The organism is Vallitalea pronyensis (assembly GCF_018141445.1).
GTDB classification, from domain to species: domain Bacteria; phylum Bacillota; class Clostridia; order Lachnospirales; family Vallitaleaceae; genus Vallitalea; species Vallitalea pronyensis.
The window spans coordinates 3,494,980-3,516,368 of sequence record NZ_CP058649.1 but is presented as its reverse complement, the minus strand read 5'-3'; the positions used below and the strand labels follow the sequence as shown (position 1 = coordinate 3,516,368).

Below are 21,389 nucleotides of genomic sequence, written 5' to 3'. Positions count from 1 at the left end.
AAAATAGATTAAGCTTTATCGCATAGATGATAACATGTAAGTTTTTATAGCGAAGGGAGAAAGACAAAATGAGCAAAATGGAAAAGTATATTAAGAAACTGAATGATTTAGATTTTAGTGATATGTACAATAATGATTTCATCTTAACTTGGGAGAAGACAGATGAGGAGTTAGAGGCTGTTTTTACAGTGGCAGATGCGCTTCGTCATATGCGTGAAGAGAACATTTCTACGAAAATATTTGATAGTGGATTAGGTATCTCTTTATTTAGAGATAACTCCACCAGAACACGTTTCAGTTTTGCATCCGCATGTAACTTACTGGGACTTGAAGTACAAGACCTTGATGAAGGTAAATCACAGATAGCCCATGGTGAAACCGTACGTGAAACAGCTAACATGATTTCCTTTATGGCAGATGTTGTGGGTATTCGTGATGACATGTATATTGGAAAAGGAAACACCTATATTCGTAATTTCTCCAAATATGTAGAGCAAGGTAACGAGGACGGTATTTTAGAACAGAGACCCTCCATTGTTAACCTTCAATGCGATATTGACCATCCAACACAATCCATGTCGGATATGTTGCATCTTATACATGAATTTGGTGGTGTTGAGAACTTAAAAGGTAAGAAAATTGCCATGACATGGGCTTACTCACCATCTTATGGAAAACCGTTATCTGTTCCTCAAGGTATCATTGGCTTAATGACCCGTATGGGTATGGATGTGGTTCTAGCTCACCCAGAGGGTTATGAAGTGATGTCGGATATTGAAGAGGTAGCCAAAGACAATGCGGCTAAATCAGGTGGTTCTTTCACAAAAACAAATTCGATGGAAGAAGCTTTTAAAGATGCCGATATCGTTTATCCTAAGAGCTGGGCACCATTTGTGGCTATGGAAAAAAGAACCGAATTATATGGGAATGGTGATTCAGAAGGTATAAAAGCTCTAGAAAAAGAGTTACTGGCACAGAATAAACAACATCAAGATTGGCAATGTACGGAAGATTTGATGTCCTTAACAAAAGATGGTAAAGCATTATATATGCATTGTTTACCAGCAGATATAACAGGTGTAAGCTGTGATATTGGGGAAGTGGATGCATCTGTATTTGATCGATACAGAGTGCCTCTATATAAAGAAGCCAGTTTTAAGCCTTACATCATTGCAGCCATGATTTTATTAAGTAAAGTGAAAGACCCAGCGAAATGTTTTGCTGAACTAGAGGAAAAAAATACACAAAGACAGTACAAATAGATGAAATGCTGAACCTGCAAAGAGACTATGGGAGCAGTCTCTTTGTAGATTAGACGATTAAAGTTAGACATACTTTTTTAAGGGAGAAGGATATGGTTATGGTTAAAAAAAGAATTGTTATTGCATTAGGTGGTAATGCATTAGGTAAAAATTTGCATGAACAAATGCTAGCAGTAAGAGAAACAGCTAAAGCCATTGTAGACTTAGTAGAAGAAGGTCATGAAGTGGTTATATCCCACGGAAATGGTCCTCAAGTAGGTATGATTCAAAAAGCCATGGACTCACTGATAAAAAATGAACCCCAATATGGTAAAGTACCATTATCTGTATGCGTGGCTATGAGTCAAGGTTATATCGGTTATGATTTGCAAAATGCTTTAAGAGAGACATTGCTTGAGAGAAGCATAGTAAAACCAGTATCAACGGTTATTACACAGGTCATTGTTGATGAAAAGGATAAAGCATTTGAAAACCCAACCAAACCCATTGGAAGTTTCATGACAAAAGAAGAAGCACAAGTGCTAATGGATAAGGGTGTTAAAGTTATAGAAGATGCTGGACGTGGTTACCGTCGTATTGTAGCTTCTCCAAAACCCGTTGATATTGTAGAGATAGATACCATTAGAACCTTGTTAGATGCTGGTCAGATTGTTATTGCAGGTGGTGGTGGGGGTATCCCCGTCATGGTTCGAGGTAACCGCTTAAAAGGTGCAAAAGCTGTTATTGATAAAGATTTTGCCAGCAGTACACTTGCACAATTAATAGATGCTGATTGTTTAATCATCTTAACAGCAGTGGAAAAAGTAGCTATTCATTTCAGAAAGCCTGGTGAACGTTGGCTTTCAGATCTTAGCATAAATGATGCAAAAGCTTATATGAAAGAAGGACATTTTGCTCCAGGTTCCATGTTACCTAAAATTGAAGCAGCTGTAGAATTTGCGGAATCTGCTAAGGATCGTTTTGCACTGATTACATTGTTAGAGAAAGCAAAAGAGGGAATTGCAGGTAAAACAGGAACAGTCATTAAATAACCATTGGTATTCTAAATATTTCTATTTCCATTGGAGCAAAAATGCGTTAAGATGAAGTTAGATATGTATTTCAACGAAAAAAGAAAAAGATTCTGTTAGGTACTCATATAATAAGGGTATACAAGGGAAGTTATATGAGTCACATGATAATGATACAAGGAGGGATATAGATGAGTGTAGGTCTAAGCGTTAAACGGGTTGATGCTTTTGAAAAAGTCACGGGACGTGCTCGGTATACGGATGATTATCATTTAGATCACGCCTTAGTAGCAAAAATTATGCATAGTACCATTGCCAATGGACTGGTTAAACAGATAGATATATCAGAAGCAAGTAAGTTACCAGGTGTTGTGAAGATTGTAACGTGCTTTGATGTACCAGATATCACCTACCCAACAGCTGGGCATCCTTGGTCTGTCGATCCAGACCATCAAGATGTAGCTGATCGAAAATTATTAAATACACGTGTAAGATATTATGGTGATGATATAGCAGCTGTTATTGCAAAAGATGAAGTAACAGCGTCAAGAGCTCTTAAGCTTATTAAAGTAGAGTATGAAGAATATGAGCCTATGGTAGCCATTGATGCATCGCTAAAAGATGGCGCACAGGCACTTCATGAAGCATACCCTGATAATATTTTGAATCACACCCACTATGAAAAGGGAAACTATGAGGAAGCCATTAAGGAAGAAGGTCTTATACGATTTGAAGGGGAATACAAGACACCCATGGTAAAGCATTGTCATATTGAAACCCCTATTTCCTATGCCTATGGTGAAGCGGGTCGTATGGTTGTTGTATCGTCAACACAGATACCCCATATTGTTCGTCGTATTGTGGGTCAGGCGCTAGGACTTGGCTGGGGGAAGGTAAGAATTATTAAGCCTTACATTGGCGGTGGTTTTGGTAATAAACAGGATGCATTGTATGAACCGCTGAATGCCTACTTGTCACAGGTCATTGGTGGACGATGTGTGAAATTAGAGCTCACAAGAGAAGAAACCTTTGTTAATACCCGTGTTCGTAATGCCATGCGTATTAAGCTTATCAGTTATATACGGCCTAATGGCCGTTTGGTTGCTAGAAAAGCTGAGCTATTTGCCAATAAAGGTGCTTATGCCTCTCATGGTCACAGCGTTGTATCCAAAGCAGGTCATGCGGTTAAGCAAATCTATCATGATGAAAAGGCAACCATGGGTGATATGTATAGTGTATTCACCAACATGCCTGTGTCAGGAGCTATGCGTGCTTACGGTATTCCACAGATTACATTTGCCTTAGAAGCTCAAATGGATGAGATGGCTGAGAAATTGAAGATCGATCCCATAGCCATTCGAAAAATGAACATGATGCAGGAAGGTTTTGTGGATAATCAGATCAAGTGTAACAGTTATGGTTTAGAAGCTTGTATTGATAAAGGGAAAGAAACCATTGATTGGGATAATAAGCGTAAGGCCTACGCCAACCAAACAGGTCCCGTACGTAGGGGTGTAGGGATGGCGATTTTCAGTTATGCCACAGGCGTATACCCCATAGCCTTAGAAACAGCATCTTGTCGTATTGTACTCAACCAAGACGGTACCATACAGGTACAAATGGGTGCAACGGAAATTGGTCAAGGTGCGGATACCGTATTTTCACAAATGGCAGCGGAAATTCTTGATATACCCATGAGCCATGTGCATATTATTTCCACACAAGATACAGATGTGACACCTTATGACTCAGGTGCTTATGCTTCCAGACAATCCTATGTATCAGGTATGGCAGTCAAAAAAGCAGCCATAGAGCTTAGAGATAAGATACTAGAACATGCTGAGTTTATGTTGAAGTTACCTGTAGGTAATTTGGATTTAGCTCATTGTCATGTTGTCAATAAACAAACAGGTGACGTGCTTGCTTCCTTAGAAGAGGTGGCAACCCACGCTGTTTACAACATGGAAAAATCCGTTCATATTACTGCAGATGTTACCAATCATTGTAAATCCAACACCTTCTCATTTGGTGCTTGTTTTGTGGATATTGAAGTGGATGTACCCATCGGTAAAATAAAAGTAAACAAAGTCATTAATGTCCATGATTGTGGCAAACTGCTTAATCCCCAGTTAGCTGCAGCACAAGTACATGGTGGGATGAGTATGAGTCTTGGATTTGGGTTAAGTGAACAGATGCTGTTTCATGAAAAAACAGGTAAGCCACTCAACAATAATCTATTAGATTATAAACTTCCAACAATCTTAGACACGCCCAAACTGGAAACAGATTTTGTAGAAACTTACGATGTCTCTGGACCATTTGGTAATAAGGCGTTAGGTGAGCCCCCTGCAATTCCTGTTGCCCCAGCTATACGCAATGCTCTGTTCCATGCAACAGGTGTTAGTTTCCATGAAGCACCATTAACCCCTCAGAGACTTGTTGAGAAGTTTAAATCACTGAATATGATTTAGTTTTAAGAAAGGAGCCTTATTATGTATGATATAGAAAAAATCTATCAGGCTACTTCTGTAGAAGATGCCATTAAGCATCTTGTGGCTGATCCGGATTCACTAATCATTGCAGGTGGAAGTGATATCTTAATTAAAATTCATGAAGGTAAACTGGCAGGCTGTTCTCTAGTAAGTATCTATGGATTAGATGAACTAAGAGGTGTAACCCTTCAAGAGGATGGACGGATTAAAATAGGTCCTCTTACCAGTTTTTCACATATAACAAAAGACCCTATTATTCAATCATATATACCTGTATTAGGTGATGCTGTGGACGAAGTTGGTGGACCACAAGTTCGAAATATTGGTACCATTGGCGGTAATATTTCCAATGGTGTCACAAGTGCAGACAGCGCATCCACATTATTTGCCCTTAATGCTGAATTAGAGATTACAGGGCCAAATGGCAGTAAAATAATACCCATTAAGGACTATTATCTAGGTCCTGGCAGGGTTGATCTAAAAAATGGCGAGTTATTAACAGCTATCTACATTCAAAAAGACAATTATGAAAACTATTATGGCTGTTATATCAAATATGCTATGCGAGATGCTATGGATATCGCTACATTAGGTTGTTCCGTTTCCTGTAAGTTAAACCATGACAAAACCCATCTTGAAGATGTACGTCTTGCTTATGGCGTTGCAGGTCCAGTACCCATGCGATGCCCAGAAACGGAAGAAGCAGTAAAAGGCATGGCTATCTCAGAGACATTATTTGATGTATTTGGTAAAACGGCATTAACAGAAGTACGCCCAAGGGATTCTTGGCGAGCATCTAAAATACTACGTTTACAACTTGCGGAAGAACTATGCAAAAGAGCCCTTAAGGAAGCAATTAGAAGAGCTGGAGGTGAATGCTAATGGCAAAAGTTCAATTGCACCTATTTGTTAATGGTGAAGAACATGACCTTATAATAGATGATCGATCATCACTTCTTGATGTCCTAAGAAACGAATTGCATCTTAACAGTGTAAAAAAAGGATGCGAGGTTGGGGAATGTGGTGCTTGTACGGTGCTTATTAATGAGGAAACCATCGATTCTTGTATTTACTTGGCTATATGGGCACAAGGCAAGCATATTCGTACCCTTGAAGGCTTAATGGATGAAGAAGGTAATCTATCGGATATTCAACAAGCCTTTATTGATGAAGCTGCTGTCCAATGTGGTTTCTGTACCCCTGGTTTTATTATGGCGGCTATACCCATATTAGAAAATGATGAAGCATTCACAAGGGATGACATTAGAAAACATCTTGCAGGGAACTTGTGTCGCTGTACAGGCTATGAAAATATAATTAATGCCATAGAAAAGACTAAAAATAAACGCATGCATAAGCAGTAGGCTTATGAAGGAGGATATGATGAATAGTAAATTTAATCTGATTGATTTAACCATACAGGAAGAAGCTTTGGAGAATGTTGTAAAGCGTGCCAAAGAGCGTGGTATTGTTATTCCTACATTAGCACAGATGAAGAATCCAGCGTTAATACCAGACGATGTAAAAGAGAAATTAAAAGAGGTTGGTCTATGGGATATCGATCCTGTCAACCTATATCGCATTACATGGCATAATGAACCTACAGAAACAGGTGGTAGCTTTAACGGGGCAAATTACATGGTATTGCCTGAAGAGATAACAGGTGTAAAAGCTAAGGTCATTGCCTTATGTGGTAAATGGTTTCCAACAGGGGCTCATAAAGTGGGAGCTGCTTTTGGTTGTCTCGTACCTCGTCTTGTAACAGGACAGTTTGACCCAACGAAGCAAAAGGCTGTATGGCCGTCCACAGGAAACTATTGCCGTGGCGGAGCTTATGATTCTGCCTTATTGTCTTGTGATTCCATTGCCATTTTACCAGAAGGTATGAGCAGTGAGCGTTTTGAATGGTTAGAAAAAGTAGCAGGTGAAACCATTAAAACACCTGGTAGTGAAAGTAATGTAAAAGAAATATTCGATAAATGCTGGGAACTTCGTAACTCCGGCGAAGACCTAATGATTTTTAATCAATTTGATGAATTTGGTAATTACTTATGGCATCATGAAGTAACAGGAGCTGCTATTGAAGAAATTTTAAATCAAGAAATGACAGAAGGACAAAGATTCAGAGGTTATATCAGTTCAACCGGTTCAGGCGGCACCATTGCAGCAGGCGATTACCTTAAGAAGTTGTACCCAACAAGTAAAATTGCAGCCAGTGAAGCACTGCAATGCCCTACAATCTATAGTAATGGTTTTGGTGAGCATCGTATTGAAGGCATTGGTGATAAGCACATTCCTTGGATTCATAATGTGAAGAACACGGATATGGCTGTAGCCATTGATGACGAAGCACCCATGAACTGGATTCGTATGTTCAATGAGCCAGAAGGGCTTGCACTCTTAAAAGAAAATGGTGTAAGTGATGAGATCATTGATCAATTAAGTCTTGTTGGTATATCCGGAGCTGCCAATATCATTTCAGCCATTAAATTTGCCAAGTACTTTGAGTTGACTGAGAATGATGTGGTTGTTACGATTCTTACCGATTCCATTGACATGTATCAGAGTCGCTTGACTGAGCTTAATGAAGAAAGAGGCGCATTTACAGATAAAGTAGCCTATGGTGTTATGGAAAGATACTTCAAAGGCATTAACACAGACTATATTAAGGAACTGAGTTACAGAGACCGTCGTGCAGTCCATAATCTTAAATACTATACATGGGTAGAACAACAAGGTAAGAGTTATGAAGAGATTCTAGCTCAATGGTATGATGACAATTATTGGCTTGATATTCCCAAGCATGCCGAAAAATTGGATCGTCTGATTGAAGCTTTTAATGAAAAAGTAAAAGCACTATAGAGGTGAGTATAACTTATGTATGATTTAGCAATAATGGGAGGTCAACCCTATATCGATGGTAATTACACCAATAAAAACCTCTATATCAAAGATGGAATGATTGCGTGTATGACCAATGAAGTACTGCCAGCTAAAGAAACCTATCATGCAGCTGGCAAAAAAGTACTTCCTGGTTTCATAGACCCACATGTACACTTTGCATTAGGTGGCGGACGGTACACATCATGTGATGATTTCTACTCAGGCTCGATCAGTGCTGCTTATGGTGGGATAACAACGTACATTGATTTTCTAGACCCCATAGCTCGAGGAGAAGAATTAGAAGATGCACTTCGTCGTAGACAAGAACTGGCCAAAGAAAGTGTCATTGATTATGGATTCCACACGACCATAAAAAATCCACAAGGTCAAGTCCCACAAATTGTGGATGAAATGAAACGTTTGGCGTTGCCATCGGTGAAGTTGTTTACCACGTATTCTGATTCTGGACGACGCACGTATGATAATGAAATCATCCAATTACTTCAATGTACCAAATCCAGTCATATTATTGTTTTAGCTCATATTGAAGCAGACGACTTAATTGATTTAAATCCTTCTTATGGTCCACAGGATTTATTAAAAAGCCGATGTTCCAAAGCAGAGACAAAGGAAGCTCTTAAACTCGCTGAGTTGACAAGGACTTATAACGGTAAGCTATACATGGTGCATTTAAGCAGCGGCTATACACTACGTGCATTAAAAGAACAGTATAGTGATATACTCAATAAAGATTTTATCGTTGAGAGTTGTCCGCATTATTTTTCCTTATCATCCACGGCTTTTGAAGGGGATAGAGGGTATGCGTACACCATGGCACCTCCTCTTAGAAGCGAAGAAGAAGTGATGATTTTAAATGCTTTATTTGATGATGTGTATACCATTGGTACCGATCACTGTCCTTTTATGAAAAATGAGAAGAACCATCAACACCTTCTGGATATACCCATGGGTATTGGTGGTGTGGAACATTCATTCCGTATTTTATATGCCAAATATGGGGATAAGGTAATTGATAAAATGACCATTAACCCTGCAAAAGTTCATGGTTTGTATCCTAGAAAAGGTGTATTGCAGGTGGGTTCAGATGCTGATGTGGTTATCTATGACCCAGATGGTGAGTATACCATAAGTAGTGATCACTCCAGATGTGATTACAGTGTTTTTGAAGGTAAAAAAGTCATGGGACGTATTGAATCAACCATTTCCCGAGGCAATTTTGTTATAAAACATGGTGCATGGGTTGGAGGAAAAGGGATATACTTAGAACGTACATGAAGATGAATAGAGGTTATGAAATATAAGGGGCTGTGTCATCAAAGCAGTTTTGTTGGCTAGAAGTTTTTGGAAACTATAAGAGGTTAAGCTTTTCAGACACCTAAACGTCCATGTTTAGAGGGTCTGCGCTTCGCCGTCCATGGCTACGCTTTTCGCTTAACCTCTTATAGTTTCCTACGATATTGACATTCTTCTACTTTGATGACACAGCCCCTTATACTAAGCATGTCAATGACTTAGAATTAAAGGAGGTTATCATGTCAATTGTTCAAAGAGTGAGAGTGGCTAGAGGTGAGAAGAAGGCAACAAAGGTACTAAAGAATTGTCAGATTGTCAATGTATTTAATGGAAAAATTGAGAAGGCTGATATTGCTATAGAAGAAGGCTATATCGTAGGTATTGGTGACTATGAAGGTATTGAGGAAGTGGATATTGAAGGACGTTTGGTGTGTCCTGGATTCATTGATGGTCATGTCCACATTGAGTCATCCATGTTAACCCCTGAACAATTTGCAAAGGCTGTCATACCAAAAGGTACCACAACGGTCATTGAAGACCCACACGAAATCGCTAATGTCTGTGGACTGAATGGTATTAAATATATGTTGGATGCAAGTGCTAAGTCGCCACTGGATGTCTATGTCATGTTACCATCATGCGTACCATCCACAGAGTTTGAGAATGCAGGAGCTGTTCTACTGGCTGATGATTTGGCAACACTAAAAGGGCACCCTTATGTATTAGGGCTTGGCGAAATGATGAATTATCCTGGTGTTTTATGTGGTAATAAAGACGTGTTTGATAAGTTGGCGTTAATGGAGGATGCCATGATTGATGGGCATGCACCTAACCTAGCAGGAAAAGGGCTCAATGCTTACATTACGGCAGGTATAAAAACAGATCATGAGTGTACAACGGCAAAAGAACTAAAAGAAAAAACAGCTAAAGGCATGTATGTACACATTCGTGAAGGCTCTGCTACCCGAAATTTACATGATCTTATAGGTGGTGTAACCAGCTATAATAACCGTCGTATTCTATTTTGCACAGATGATAAACAACCTTATGATATTAAAAATGAAGGTCATATTAATTACAATATTCGTTTAGCCATTGAGCATGGTATTGACCCTATTATTGCTATTCGAATGGCAACTCTGAATATAGCTGAGTGCTATGGGCTAAAGCATAAAGGGGCGGTTGCACCAGGTTATGATGCAGATTTGGTTATTTTAAATGATTTGGAATCAGTTGATGTAGCCATGGTATATAAAAAAGGAAAATTAGTTGCTGAAAATAATCGAGCATTGTTTGATATAGAGCTTTATGAAGAGCCTCGTGTGTTGGATACGGTTCGTGTAAAAGATATTAATGCTATATCTTTTGATATACCACTGCGTTCAGATATTGCTAAGGTGATTCAGCTTGTGGAGCATAATGTGACCACGAAGCATGTAAGGCGTAAGGTAGATGTAAAGGACCATGTATTCCAGCATAATAAAAAACTTGATATTCTGAAATTAGCTGTAATTGAACGGCATAAGGGAACAGGTAATGTTGGTCTTGGTTTGGTTGAAGGGTATGGGTTAACGGGTGGTGCTGTGGCTCTTACCATTGCACATGATTCCCATAATATTATTGTTATTGGTGATAATGATGAGGATATGCATGGGGCTGTTAAAGAGCTTGAGCGTGTTAAGGGTGGTATTACCATTTGTTCAGAAGGAAAGATATTGGAGACGTTGCCATTAGAGGTTGGTGGTTTGATGACAGGGGCTTCTATGGGGTTTGTGGAGGCTAAGCTTGAGGTGATGGAGAGGATTGCTCTTGATAAGGGTGTGAATAGAGAGATTGATCCATTTTTGACTTTGGCGTTTTTGGCTTTGCCGGTTATTCCGGATTTGAAGTTGACGGATAGAGGGTTGTTTGATGTTGGGGTTTTTGGGTTTGTGGATATAGAGGATTAGATTCGTTGAGTTGGGTTTTGTTTGGGGGGCTAGTGCAAGACGGTCGTCGTTAAATAGGTATAAAAAAACGTTCATGCTAAATATTTGAAGAAACTCTAAGCGCATTTCAATGAATTTTGCTAAACCTTAAAACTCCCGTTGGTCAAACAATTAAGGTTCTTAACGCAAAATGCATTTCCATTTGCTAAGATTTTCTAACAAATATTTAGAAATCACTGTTTTTGTATACCTATTTAACGACTTCGGTGGTGGTTGGGCTAGTGGTTGTTTGAACCAGTAGTAAGTTTTAGAAAGAAAATATATTTTATTGTAGTGGGGGCGATGGTTGGATATGGGATATCCAACTGATGTCTTGGGGGGTTGAGTGAATGGTGAGTAATTCAGTTTTATATTAGGGATTGGATTATGTTTTTTAGGCAAAAACATATAATTTGAGTGGAAATGAGGGATGTCATGTGAAGTATGTGAGGAATTATAGATGTACGTTGTGTGGGGAAACTTTTGATAGGGAAGAGAAGAGCCTGACTTGTCCGGTGTGTGGGGATAAGGGGATATTGGATGTGGAGTATGATTATGAGGCTTTAAAAGGGGTGTTGACGAGAGATTTTTTTGAGGCGAATGATAATTATACCATGTGGCGGTATCAGGATGTGATGTCGGTGGATGATAGGTTCATAAAGGGGACGCTTCGGGTGGGGTGGACACCTTTGTATGAGGCGAACCGGTTGGGGGATGTGGTGGGTGTTAAGTCGCTTATGATTAAGGATGAGGGACTGAATCCGACGGCGTCTTTGAAGGATCGTGCTTCGGCGGTGGCTGTTGTGAAAGCTATGGAAGAGGGTTATGATACGGTTGCTTGCAGTTCGACTGGGAATGCGGCTTCTTCTTTGGCGGGGAATGCGGCTAGGGTGGGGTTGTCTACGGTTATTTTTGTTCCGGAGAGAGCGCCACAAGGAAAGCTTGCCCAATTGCTTATTTATGGTGCGAAGGTGATTTCGGTTCAGGGTGATTATCGAGATACTTTTGAGTTGTCTAAGGCAGCCATTGATCATTGGGGATGGTATAACCGTAATGCGGCCATTAATCCTCATCTTGTTGAAGGTAAGAAGACTGTTGCGTTGGAGATTGCAGAACAGATGAATTGGCAGGTTTCTGATTGGGTTGTGGTATCTGTTGGAGATGGTTGTACCATTGGTGGCGTATATAAAGGCTTTTATGATTGTTACATGCTAGGGCTTATTAACCGTATACCTAAGATATTGGGTGTTCAGGCTGAAGGTTGTTGTCCTTTTTATACGGCATATCTATCTGATGAACCTCTTAAACCAACAGAGGAAAATACGTTAGCAGATAGTATTTCTGTTGGTATTCCAAGAAACCCAGTGAAAGGATTAAATGCTGTTAAAGCTTCGGGTGGCACTTGGATTACAGTGACGGATGAGGCTATCTTAGAAGCCATGAAGACATTGGGTTCCAGTGAAGGTATATTTGGTGAGCCAGCTGGTGTAACGGGTCTTGCCGGACTTATCAAGGCTGTTCAAGAAGGTATTGTAACACCCGATGAATCTGTTGCGATGATTGTGACAGGTAATGGGTTAAAAGATGTTAAAAATGCCCTTCAAGCAGCTGGTGAGCCAATTAAGTGCGAACCGGATATTGAAGCATTAAAACCATATATGGTATAAACGAGGCTTCACATAGGGAGGTGGTCTAATGACGGATATCCAAGTGTTAAAAGGTCATATTATCTATACGAAGGAAAAGGATGCTTTTGAAGTCCATGAAAACAGTTATATCGTTATTAAGGAAGGTACAGTAAGAGGTATTCATGACACATTACCTGAGGTGTATAGGTACGTACCTGTGATGGATTATGGAAACGCCCTTATCATACCGTCATTTATTGATTTACATATTCATGCACCACAATACATGCAGATGGGAGTAGGGTTAAATCTAGGACTTATTGATTGGTTGAATCAGTATACGTTCAAAAATGAAGCAAAATTTGAAGATGTGGCTTATGCGAAGAAGGTATATCCTCGTTTTGTTGATGCTCTCTATCAAAATGGTACATTACGGTCATGTATATTTGCTACGATCCATAAGGAAAGTACCCGTGAATTGGTAAAGGCCTTAGAGAATAAACGACTATCAGCTTACGTGGGCAAAGTTAACATGAATCAGAATGCACCTGATGAACTCCTTGAGACAACAGAAGAGTCTATTCGTGAAACCATGGGGTTTATTGAGGCTATTGGCGATTCAGAGTACGTGAAACCAATTATAACGCCACGATTTGCTCCCAGTTGCACCAGTGATTTAATGCATCAATTAGGGCAATTATCCCATGATAGGTCCATACCCATACAGACCCATCTGGCCGAGACAAAACGTGAAATTGATTGGGTTATGTCACTATTTCCAGATAGCAAGAACTATTCTCACGTATATAAAGATCATCAATTATACGGGGATCAAAAATCATTGATGGCTCATACCATCTATTTAAGTGAAGATGAACTTGAAATGGCTAAAAACGATAATATATTCCTTGTGCATTGTCCTAATTCGAACCTGAATCTAACAAGTGGCATCATGCCTGTCACCACTTGCATTGACAAAGGTTTACAAGTAGGTATGGGCTCTGATGTAGGTGCAGGTCATAAAATTGGTATGCATCATACCATAACATCTGCTATTCAATGTTCTAAAATGCGTCATGTCCTTAATCCAGAAGAACGTATCTTAAAAGAATCAGAAGCCTTTTATCTAGCTACTAAAATGAATGGGCGGTTCTTTGGTAAAGTGGGTAGTTTTGAAGAAGGTTATCTATTCGATGCACTAATTGTTAAAGACCCTGATGATCTGATAGAGGAGCTTACACCATTAGAACGCTTGCAGCGTTTCTTATATTGTGGTGGTCCTGATAGTATTATTGGCCGCTATTTAGAAGGGTGTAGTATCTAAATATAGATGTAAAAAGTCTATAATATATGATTAAAATCATTAAAACATATGAAAATGAGCTTTTGTTTCATAATAAATAGTATATTAACGATGCGTTGAATATTATAAGAAGATAAAACCTTGTAAACCCTTAAATTTAAAGGGGTACAAGGTTTTTTTGTTTGACCTTGGTTTGATAAAAACTGTTCGTGGAATTTGGTATATAAAATTAGGCATAGGATGTCATTTATTTTCTTGTTAAATATTAAGAAAATATTAAATATTATTTTTATATATGGAAAATAATGCTATACTTATATATATTGTAGTCAAGGAACTGAAAAATGAATAATTAAAGCTATTGTAAAGAACATTAAATGAATGATTGTTAATTACATGATGATAGAGGAAATTACTAAAGTCATTGAACTAAAAAGCTAACATAAAATCTCAACATAAAACATAGGGAGGTGATTGCACACAATACATTGGGTAGTATTAACTATTGGTAAGAATATGTAAAAAAGAAAGGATGAACATGTTATGGAGAAAAGGTTTGCAAGGAGTTTTAAAAAAGTGTTAGCAGGTGGAAAAGTAACTTTTGTTGTACTATCTGTACTTATTTTTATTTTCAGCTCAGCCCCTGTGTTTGCTGCTAATCCAGCATCAGATCCCAATAATACTGGAAATTGGAAAGTCAATTGGACATTTACAGATGAGTTCAGCGGTGGTAAATACGACAGCCATCGTACAGCTAAGTGGAATTATTTAAATACGAACTGGGCTGGTAGAAACCCTGCCATGTTTCATGAAAACAATGTACGTGTCTCTAATGGTCTTTTAATGATTGACACCATTAATCATAATATGGTAAACAACGGAAGCTTTGAACAAAACAACCTAACCTCTTGGTCAACTTGGGGAACTGCTAAAATAGCTGTTGGCAGCACAAGCAAACAGCAAAAACCACAAGAACCTATTTATCGAGGAAAATATGGTATTCAATTGAGTGCTTCATCTGGGGCTAGTCAATACATTTCAGGACTTTCTCCAAATACAGATTACAAATTGATCTTGTATGGGAGAAATATTAATGGTGCTAAAATATCTTGTTCCGTGAAGAACTATGGTGGACCTGATAAATATGCCGGTATCGATAGCGCTAATTTTAAACTGGCTACCATAGCATTTAAAACAGGTTCAAGCAATACATCGGCTCATATCGGATTTTCCAATATGCATGCAGCCGGTACAGTGTATATCGATGAAGTAGCAGTGGTTAAAAAATGGATTGATGGGCAGGAAATGAAAGGCGACTACTACTACACAGCTGGAACACTGCGTTCAAGAAACTTAACATCTCGTGGCTACTATGAAGTAAAAATGAAAGTTTCAGCAAGCTGTACAACAAGCTCGTTCTGGTTAAGGAACCCTAGTACCCAAGAAGAAATTGATGTGGTTGAAGCTGTCGGCCGGTCCATATTTGATGCAGATAGCAGGTATCATATGCCGACGAATCTACATGCCTTTAAACACGATTTACACTTGCCGCAAACCATTGATACAGGTGTGGATTTGGCAAATGGGTATCATACATATGGTGTGGAATGGGATGCCAATAAAATCGTATATTATTTTGACGGTGTACCAAAACGTACAATTTGGATGTCCAGTGTGGCTTGGGCAACCGATTTTTCTCAGCCTCAGAATGTATTAATAGACAGTGAAATTTTTTCATGGCACGGAATGCCCGATAAAGGCTTTAGCACGACACTTTATGTAGATTATATTCGAGCATGGACAAAATAACTGTGATTAAGGTGGTTGGTATACGGATGAAAAGGCTATCGAATTGATTTAGATTTTTGCATATAGCACAATAAATAAAACTCCCAAGATGGGAGTTTTATTTATACACCGAATGTATCGATTCTGTTAAAGAAATAGATTTTATAGTAACAGCATGAAATGTTTAAGAGGTTATCTCTTAATGTTACATAAATGTTAGGTTTAATGGTCAATATGTAAGGTACTTATATTGTCAAATGCTGGTAAAGTGTATATAATTTTATTAAATCGATTAAAAAACATCATCATTGCAGGCTGCAAAACAACAGGAGGAACAAATGAAAAGAAAGATTTCTATGGTATTGTTATCATTAGCTGTATGCATCACACCTTTCTTCTTTAATTATAGCCATTTGGAAAAATGTAGTCATATGGAAACATTTGTGACATGCCTGGAAAGTGAAATACCTGATTTACTTACGAAATATAAAATTCCAGGGGCTTCCATCTCCATCATTGAAAACGCACACATAAAATGGGTTGGAACATTTGGATATAAGGATGTAAGTAATAAAAGTAAGATGGATAGAGATACTGTATTTCAGGTTGCTTCAATTTCAAAACCCCTTACAGCCCTTGGAATAATGAAATTGGTCGAGCAAGGCAAAATTGAGTTGGATGCACCGATTGATCAATATGTGACCAGGTGGAAGATACCTGAGTCATCCTATGATAAAAAACAAGTGACCATTAGAAGATTGTTAAGCCATACCAGTGGTTTATCCAATGGAGGAGGATATCAGGGGTACTCTCCACACAAAGATTTGCCTAGCATAGAAGCATCACTTGACGGTATCAAAGGTAAAGCGAAACCCGTAAAGCTTATTGGCAAACCAGGTACAAAATATAACTACTCTGGTGGAGGATATATGTTATTGCAATTGTTAATTGAAGAAGTGACAGGTATTGATTTTAACACCTATATGGCAACACAAATATTCAAACCTGCACATATGATGGCTAGTAGTTTTAAGTGGAAAGATGACTTAGATTTGCATATTGCAAAAGCCTATGATGAACAGTTAAATCAGATACCTAATTATTTGTATGTGGAAGAAGCAGCAGCAGGATTATATACAACAATAGATGATATAAGTCAGTTTATCCTATCAGAAATAAATAGCTATCATGGAAGTCATGACTTATTAGAACAGGAAACCATGAAACTTATTTATACGCCAGTAATGAAAATATCCAGCCTGTTAGGTCAGGGTCAAGTCACCTTGGGGCATTATATGGATGAACCAGAAGAGGGTACTCAGTTAATAACCCATAGTGGTTCTAATAGAGGATGGCGAGCTAACTTTACCATTAATCCATATGAAAAGACAGGCATTGCAATATTGACCAATGGTAATAATGGGGATTATGTCATTAATGAAGTATTAAACGCATGGTATCATACCACATTAAACGTCAATAGCTTTCGTTATAAACTAAAGCATATCCTTTCAGCCAGTACGTATTCAATTTCATGTTTTCTTGTACTATGGTCAGTTTTATTATTGTATGCATTGATACAAGACATCAAAGGTGGTAAACGAAAAATGACTTTGCTAAAAAACAAATACACCTTTATCTTGAAGTGTTTAATCAGTATTTTGTTCGTGTATTTCACTTATCTCTTTAAATATTACATATCTTTCTTACTTCGCTTTGCAGACCCTCATCTTGAAAATATATTATTTTATGGGTTCTGTATAAGAGTCTTGGTAGGCATATTGCAGAGAAGTTTTAGGAGAACACCTCAATCGTTTAAGAAATAAAAAATCAAGTAGGAGTATTAAAAATTGACTTATAAACATGACATATAGTTGTCCTGTTGCATGTGATATACTTAATCAAAAGGAGGGTTATTCATATGAAAAAAGAATTTTCTACAAGACCTGAGGTAATAGATGAACAATTTTTGAAATACTGTGGTGGTTTTTCATGGTATGATTTTGTGACAGCAATGCCAGCGTTGGTATTTCTTGTTACGGGATGGAAATCAAATGGAAAAGAAAACGCTTGTTTGCAATCTTGGTCAACTTTTGTCGGTGGCGGAACCAATGACTTTATCTGTATTTTAGGTAGAGTTGGAAAGCATGGACATATGTATCGTTCACTAAAAGAAACCGGTGTATGCGTAATCAATTTCCCCTCATATGATATATATGACCGCTGTATAAAAACCATTGGAAATAATGAATTTGAAACGGATGAGATTACAGCTGTCGGTCTAACAATGGAAAAAGCTACAAAAGTTGATGCACCACGTATCAAAGAGTGTCACTTAAATATTGAGTGTGAGTTATTATGGGAGCATGAGCTTTTCCAGGGGAGCGACGATATGACGATTGCCTTGAAAGCGGTCAATATCTGTATGGAAAGTGATCATTATAATCAGGATAAGCTCAGTAGATATGGAAAGACCGGTTATTTATTTCAGGTTGATCAGCCTACTAACCCTGAAACGGGAGAAATAACATCCATTAGTACTGGAACATTTGAGCCAAGAGAACCCCTTCCATGGAATACAAAGTAAACAACCCCAATTTTCTTAGTCAACGATACATATATGAGATTAAAAAGCATACGGTGAAAAATTTATGCGTAAATAGCACGAAAAAGGCAGCAGATACGTATCCACTGCCAAAGGAAAAAACTTCCCTATTTCATCACCTCCAATATGGAGGTTTTATTTTTTATCCTTAATTGACAAATTCTATTGAAGAAACATATTTCAAACCAGGCAATAGCATGTAATCATTTCGCTTACCTGTTACACGTATTTTACGTCCCAATGCACTTGGGTTATTCAGCGGACTGAATTGATCTCTCATGTTGGATTCTAGCTTCACAGCTATGAAATCTGCTTGCCCATTGTTTGTATCAGCAACTTTAACAGCGTAGATACCATTCAGATCTGCAACAATATAACCTGTCAAAGTAACCACTGTTCCATTAGGTTCAGCTTTTGCTTGAGCAACAGTTAGGGCAGAGGGGTTATCCTCTGCAAATGCAATAGAGGATACCTCCCGAAGACCGGGTAAGAGCATATAGTCATTACGTGTGCCAGTAACAATAATCTTTTTACCGAGAGCATTTGGATTATTGAGAGGACTAAATTCATCCCGCATATTTGCTTCTAATTTTACGGCAATAAAGTCTGCCTGTGAATCATTGGTATCAGCAACTTTAACAGCATAGATACCATTCAGGTCGGCAACAATATAGCCTGTTAAGGTAACAGTTGTTCCATTAGCTTTATTTAAGGAGGCTGCAACGGATAGGGGATCTGGGTTATTACTAGAACCTACAAATTCAATGGAGGTTACATTCCTAAGACCTGGTAGAAGCATATAATCATTACGTGTACCCGTTACGACGATTTTACGGCCAAGTGCACTTGGGTTATTAAGAGGACTAAATTCGTCCCTCATACTTGCTTCAAGCTTTACGGCTATGCTTTGGGCAGACGCGTCATTTGTATCTGCAACTTTAATCGCATAGATACCATTCAGGTCAGATGTAATATATCCCGTTAAGGTCACTTCTGTACCATTAGGCTCAGCTAAAGCCGCTGCAACGGATAACGCACTGGAACCATTGTCCACAATAGGTGTTGTGTTACCATTAGTGACACTATAATTACCGTTAAGATGATTGATAAATGTACCGTCTATTCCATATACAGCCAATGTAATGCCTGTATCTTCTTTGACTGCAATAGAGGCTTGACCGGATGCATCAATCTGGGCTGTACCGAGAATAACATTATCTTTTAAGGCAGCAACAATATGTCCCGCTGTTCCTGTTACGGCACCTTGCAGGTAGCCATAGCCTGTGGTTAGACCTGTAACTGTCTTAGTATCTGCCGTGTTACCACTTGCTTTTAATCGAATCTTAACAGGTGGTGAAGCAACTGATACAATACGGGCTGTTACAGCTGTGGGTAATGGTGTTGGAACATTATTGTAGCCCGATGACGTCCAAGAACCGCCAAGGAGCAGTTGGCCTTGTTGGCTTCCACCATCTAAATAAGCGCCAAATGCAGGTGCTGTTGCATTACCAGTAATAGCCACAGCAAAAGGTTCGTTTTCATAGACATAAGAAGGGTAGAGTGCAAAGGTTGCTGTATTAGGAGGGGTACCATCTGATGGAAGTGGTGCGCCAAAAGACCCTGCTGCAAATGTATCGGTATTCCATGGATCATATCCTCCAGATGGATTAGACCAAGGTTCTGGTTGCTGTTCAGCTTTTTCAATATCAATCATTGGATTGGGTGTAACGGTACCAGCTGTATGGGTTACGCCATCAAAACCTACATAACTTTCAGGAGTAGCTAACCAGTTAACGATATTAACACTAAGAGTTGCTGCATGTCCTGTATCATGCCAACCTGGCCAAGTTTTCTTAGTTGTGCCATCTGTTTGGCGAAGATACTTAGGGGTATCATCTTCAACAGGTGAAGAATCACCGATAAAAGCTGCTTTTCCAGTACTAGGTTTGGAGATTGCAACATATGGGCCTTCTGCCTCACCACCAAAATACAAGCCTGTATCGGCAGCATAAGACCATTTTGTTGCATTATCGGATGAACTTAAGTAAACAAGACCTTTTGCTTTACTGCCATCAACGATGGATAGGGTAGCGCCGCCTGCCATTAGGATAGGGTCTACACCTTGGGTAATACCTTCTGTTTGAGAGGCTGGTCTTACATCAGAGACACCTGATTTACAGTCAATGGCATTGAATCGAAATCGTATACCAAAATTCTCAGATAACCAACCTAAATTTGCATCTTGGGGATTACGCATATCGCCGTATTCGCCACCTAAATTATAAGTGGCATCGGTGGAACGATTGTAACCATTAAACACTTCCGTGGCATCCCAAGTATTTAAATTTCTATCGGCATTGTAATGATCTGCTATGAAGTAAATGCCTTTACCAGCGTTTACAAATTGCATAAGGGCATCATATTCGGATGTTTTTAATGGACGATTAGGTTCTGCCATAACGAAAACGTCAGCTTGTGATATACCTGCATATGTAATAACACATTCGTTGAGAGCTACAAGAGATGGTTGACGGTCATCGTAAAAGCGAATAGCGCCATCATTATTTTTGTCAATACCTCGGTACTCTCTAACTGTATAACCTTCTGCCACAAGGGCATCTGCAAAGCTTGAAAAAGCACCATCAATGACCCAATCCGCACTACCTTCCGTACCACCGTGAGATGTATCAAATAGTACCAGTTTGCCATTGTCATTTGCTGGCAAGGGTGTTTTTTCAGGGATAACATTATTCCAAGTATAAGGGGTAGAGGCATGAGATGTAAAAGAATCTGTCATTTCAGTTGGGTTTAGGTAAGAATTTACTGTGAGTAAGAGTACGATAGTCAATAATAGGCATTTGAACTTCTTTAATAAAAACATATGTTTCATCGTGACGACCTCCCATAATAGAATTAGGATAAGATATATCCTAATTCCATTTTACCTAATTTTGGTAAAAAACAAAAGAAAATTATGTTAATAAATAGTAAATATATCAAAATTCAGACAGAAGAAGTAAATGTAGTGATAACACCGAATAAAAATATAAATACCTGTATGATAGATGCATCAGGCATTCACCATACAAGTACTCATATTCTTTTAACCTCTGCTATAGTCTGTTGTTTGATTTATT

14 protein-coding genes are annotated in these 21,389 nt (G+C 38.6%); 13 read left to right on the top strand and 1 reads right to left on the bottom strand.

Annotation, left to right across the window (positions count from 1 at the left end):
* Positions 1–68 precede the first annotated feature (68 nt).
* The 13 genes from ygeW (at position 69) to HZI73_RS14780 (ending at position 18,234) form a co-directional block, all read left to right on the top strand.
* Positions 69–1,262 (top strand): knotted carbamoyltransferase YgeW, encoded by a 1,194-nt coding sequence (gene ygeW, locus HZI73_RS14840; RefSeq protein ID WP_212694163.1) that lies wholly within the window; start codon positions 69–71, stop codon positions 1,260–1,262.
* 92 nt (positions 1,263–1,354) lie between these two features.
* Positions 1,355–2,293: a carbamate kinase gene (gene arcC, locus HZI73_RS14835; protein ID WP_334300204.1), complete on the top strand. Its 939-nt coding sequence runs from the start codon at positions 1,355–1,357 to the stop codon at positions 2,291–2,293.
* Between the two features lie 170 nt (positions 2,294–2,463).
* The gene (gene xdhA, locus HZI73_RS14830; RefSeq protein WP_212694161.1) at positions 2,464–4,743 is read left to right on the top strand and encodes a xanthine dehydrogenase subunit XdhA; all 2,280 of its coding nucleotides are present in this window, start codon (positions 2,464–2,466) and stop codon (positions 4,741–4,743) included.
* Positions 4,744–4,764: 21 nt separating this feature from the next.
* Positions 4,765–5,646, top strand: a complete 882-nt coding sequence (gene xdhB, locus HZI73_RS14825; protein WP_212694160.1) for a xanthine dehydrogenase subunit XdhB — start codon at positions 4,765–4,767, stop codon at positions 5,644–5,646.
* Positions 5,640–6,128: a xanthine dehydrogenase subunit XdhC gene (gene xdhC, locus HZI73_RS14820; protein WP_408648265.1), complete on the top strand. Its 489-nt coding sequence runs from the start codon at positions 5,640–5,642 to the stop codon at positions 6,126–6,128. Before xdhB ends, xdhC begins: the two co-directional genes overlap by 7 nt.
* Before the next feature lie 16 nt (positions 6,129–6,144).
* A complete protein-coding gene (locus HZI73_RS14815) occupies positions 6,145–7,626 on the top strand; it encodes a pyridoxal-phosphate dependent enzyme (protein ID WP_246552178.1) in 1,482 nt (493 codons plus the stop codon).
* A gap of 15 nt (positions 7,627–7,641) precedes the next feature.
* Positions 7,642–8,943 carry an amidohydrolase family protein gene (locus tag HZI73_RS14810; protein ID WP_212694158.1) on the top strand — a complete coding sequence of 434 codons (1,302 nt, stop codon included), beginning with the start codon at positions 7,642–7,644 and terminating at the stop codon, positions 8,941–8,943.
* Positions 8,944–9,200: 257 nt separating this feature from the next.
* The gene (gene ade, locus HZI73_RS14805; protein WP_330619527.1) at positions 9,201–10,910 is read left to right on the top strand and encodes an adenine deaminase; all 1,710 of its coding nucleotides are present in this window, start codon (positions 9,201–9,203) and stop codon (positions 10,908–10,910) included.
* A 464-nt stretch (positions 10,911–11,374) separates the two neighbouring features.
* Positions 11,375–12,595, top strand: coding sequence for a threonine synthase (thrC, locus tag HZI73_RS14800; RefSeq protein WP_246552176.1), 1,221 nt, complete (start codon positions 11,375–11,377; stop codon positions 12,593–12,595).
* Positions 12,596–12,623: 28 nt separating this feature from the next.
* Complete coding sequence (locus HZI73_RS14795) at positions 12,624–13,880, top strand: amidohydrolase family protein (protein ID WP_212694156.1); 1,257 nt, start codon at positions 12,624–12,626, stop codon at positions 13,878–13,880.
* Positions 13,881–14,402: 522 nt separating this feature from the next.
* The gene (locus tag HZI73_RS14790; protein WP_212694155.1) at positions 14,403–15,668 is read left to right on the top strand and encodes a family 16 glycosylhydrolase; all 1,266 of its coding nucleotides are present in this window, start codon (positions 14,403–14,405) and stop codon (positions 15,666–15,668) included.
* Between the two features lie 317 nt (positions 15,669–15,985).
* Positions 15,986–17,473 (top strand): serine hydrolase domain-containing protein, encoded by a 1,488-nt coding sequence (locus HZI73_RS14785; protein WP_212694154.1) that lies wholly within the window; start codon positions 15,986–15,988, stop codon positions 17,471–17,473.
* Positions 17,474–17,568: 95 nt separating this feature from the next.
* A complete protein-coding gene (locus tag HZI73_RS14780; protein WP_212694153.1) occupies positions 17,569–18,234 on the top strand; it encodes a flavin reductase family protein in 666 nt (221 codons plus the stop codon).
* A 166-nt stretch (positions 18,235–18,400) separates the two neighbouring features.
* Here HZI73_RS14780 and HZI73_RS14775 read toward each other — a convergent pair whose 3' ends face one another.
* Positions 18,401–21,142 carry a DUF6359 domain-containing protein gene (locus tag HZI73_RS14775; RefSeq protein ID WP_212694152.1) on the bottom strand — a complete coding sequence of 914 codons (2,742 nt, stop codon included), beginning with the start codon at positions 21,140–21,142 and terminating at the stop codon, positions 18,401–18,403.
* Between the last annotated feature and the right edge of the window lie 247 nt (positions 21,143–21,389).

What these genes read in the sequence shown, in the direction of transcription:
- ygeW (WP_212694163.1), top strand. Translation starts at nt 69, where the DNA reads ATGAGCAAAATGGAAAAGTATATTAAGAAACTGAATGATTTAGATTTT.
- arcC (WP_334300204.1), top strand. Translation starts at nt 1,355, where the DNA reads ATGGTTATGGTTAAAAAAAGAATTGTTATTGCATTAGGTGGTAATGCA.
- xdhA (WP_212694161.1), top strand. Translation starts at nt 2,464, where the DNA reads ATGAGTGTAGGTCTAAGCGTTAAACGGGTTGATGCTTTTGAAAAAGTC.
- xdhB (WP_212694160.1), top strand. Translation starts at nt 4,765, where the DNA reads ATGTATGATATAGAAAAAATCTATCAGGCTACTTCTGTAGAAGATGCC.
- xdhC (WP_408648265.1), top strand. Translation starts at nt 5,640, where the DNA reads ATGCTAATGGCAAAAGTTCAATTGCACCTATTTGTTAATGGTGAAGAA.
- HZI73_RS14815 (WP_246552178.1), top strand. Translation starts at nt 6,145, where the DNA reads ATGATGAATAGTAAATTTAATCTGATTGATTTAACCATACAGGAAGAA.
- HZI73_RS14810 (WP_212694158.1), top strand. Translation starts at nt 7,642, where the DNA reads ATGTATGATTTAGCAATAATGGGAGGTCAACCCTATATCGATGGTAAT.
- ade (WP_330619527.1), top strand. Translation starts at nt 9,201, where the DNA reads ATGTCAATTGTTCAAAGAGTGAGAGTGGCTAGAGGTGAGAAGAAGGCA.
- HZI73_RS14795 (WP_212694156.1), top strand. Translation starts at nt 12,624, where the DNA reads ATGACGGATATCCAAGTGTTAAAAGGTCATATTATCTATACGAAGGAA.
- HZI73_RS14790 (WP_212694155.1), top strand. Translation starts at nt 14,403, where the DNA reads ATGGAGAAAAGGTTTGCAAGGAGTTTTAAAAAAGTGTTAGCAGGTGGA.
- HZI73_RS14785 (WP_212694154.1), top strand. Translation starts at nt 15,986, where the DNA reads ATGAAAAGAAAGATTTCTATGGTATTGTTATCATTAGCTGTATGCATC.
- HZI73_RS14780 (WP_212694153.1), top strand. Translation starts at nt 17,569, where the DNA reads ATGAAAAAAGAATTTTCTACAAGACCTGAGGTAATAGATGAACAATTT.
- HZI73_RS14775 (WP_212694152.1), bottom strand. Translation starts at nt 21,142, where the DNA reads ATGAAACATATGTTTTTATTAAAGAAGTTCAAATGCCTATTATTGACT.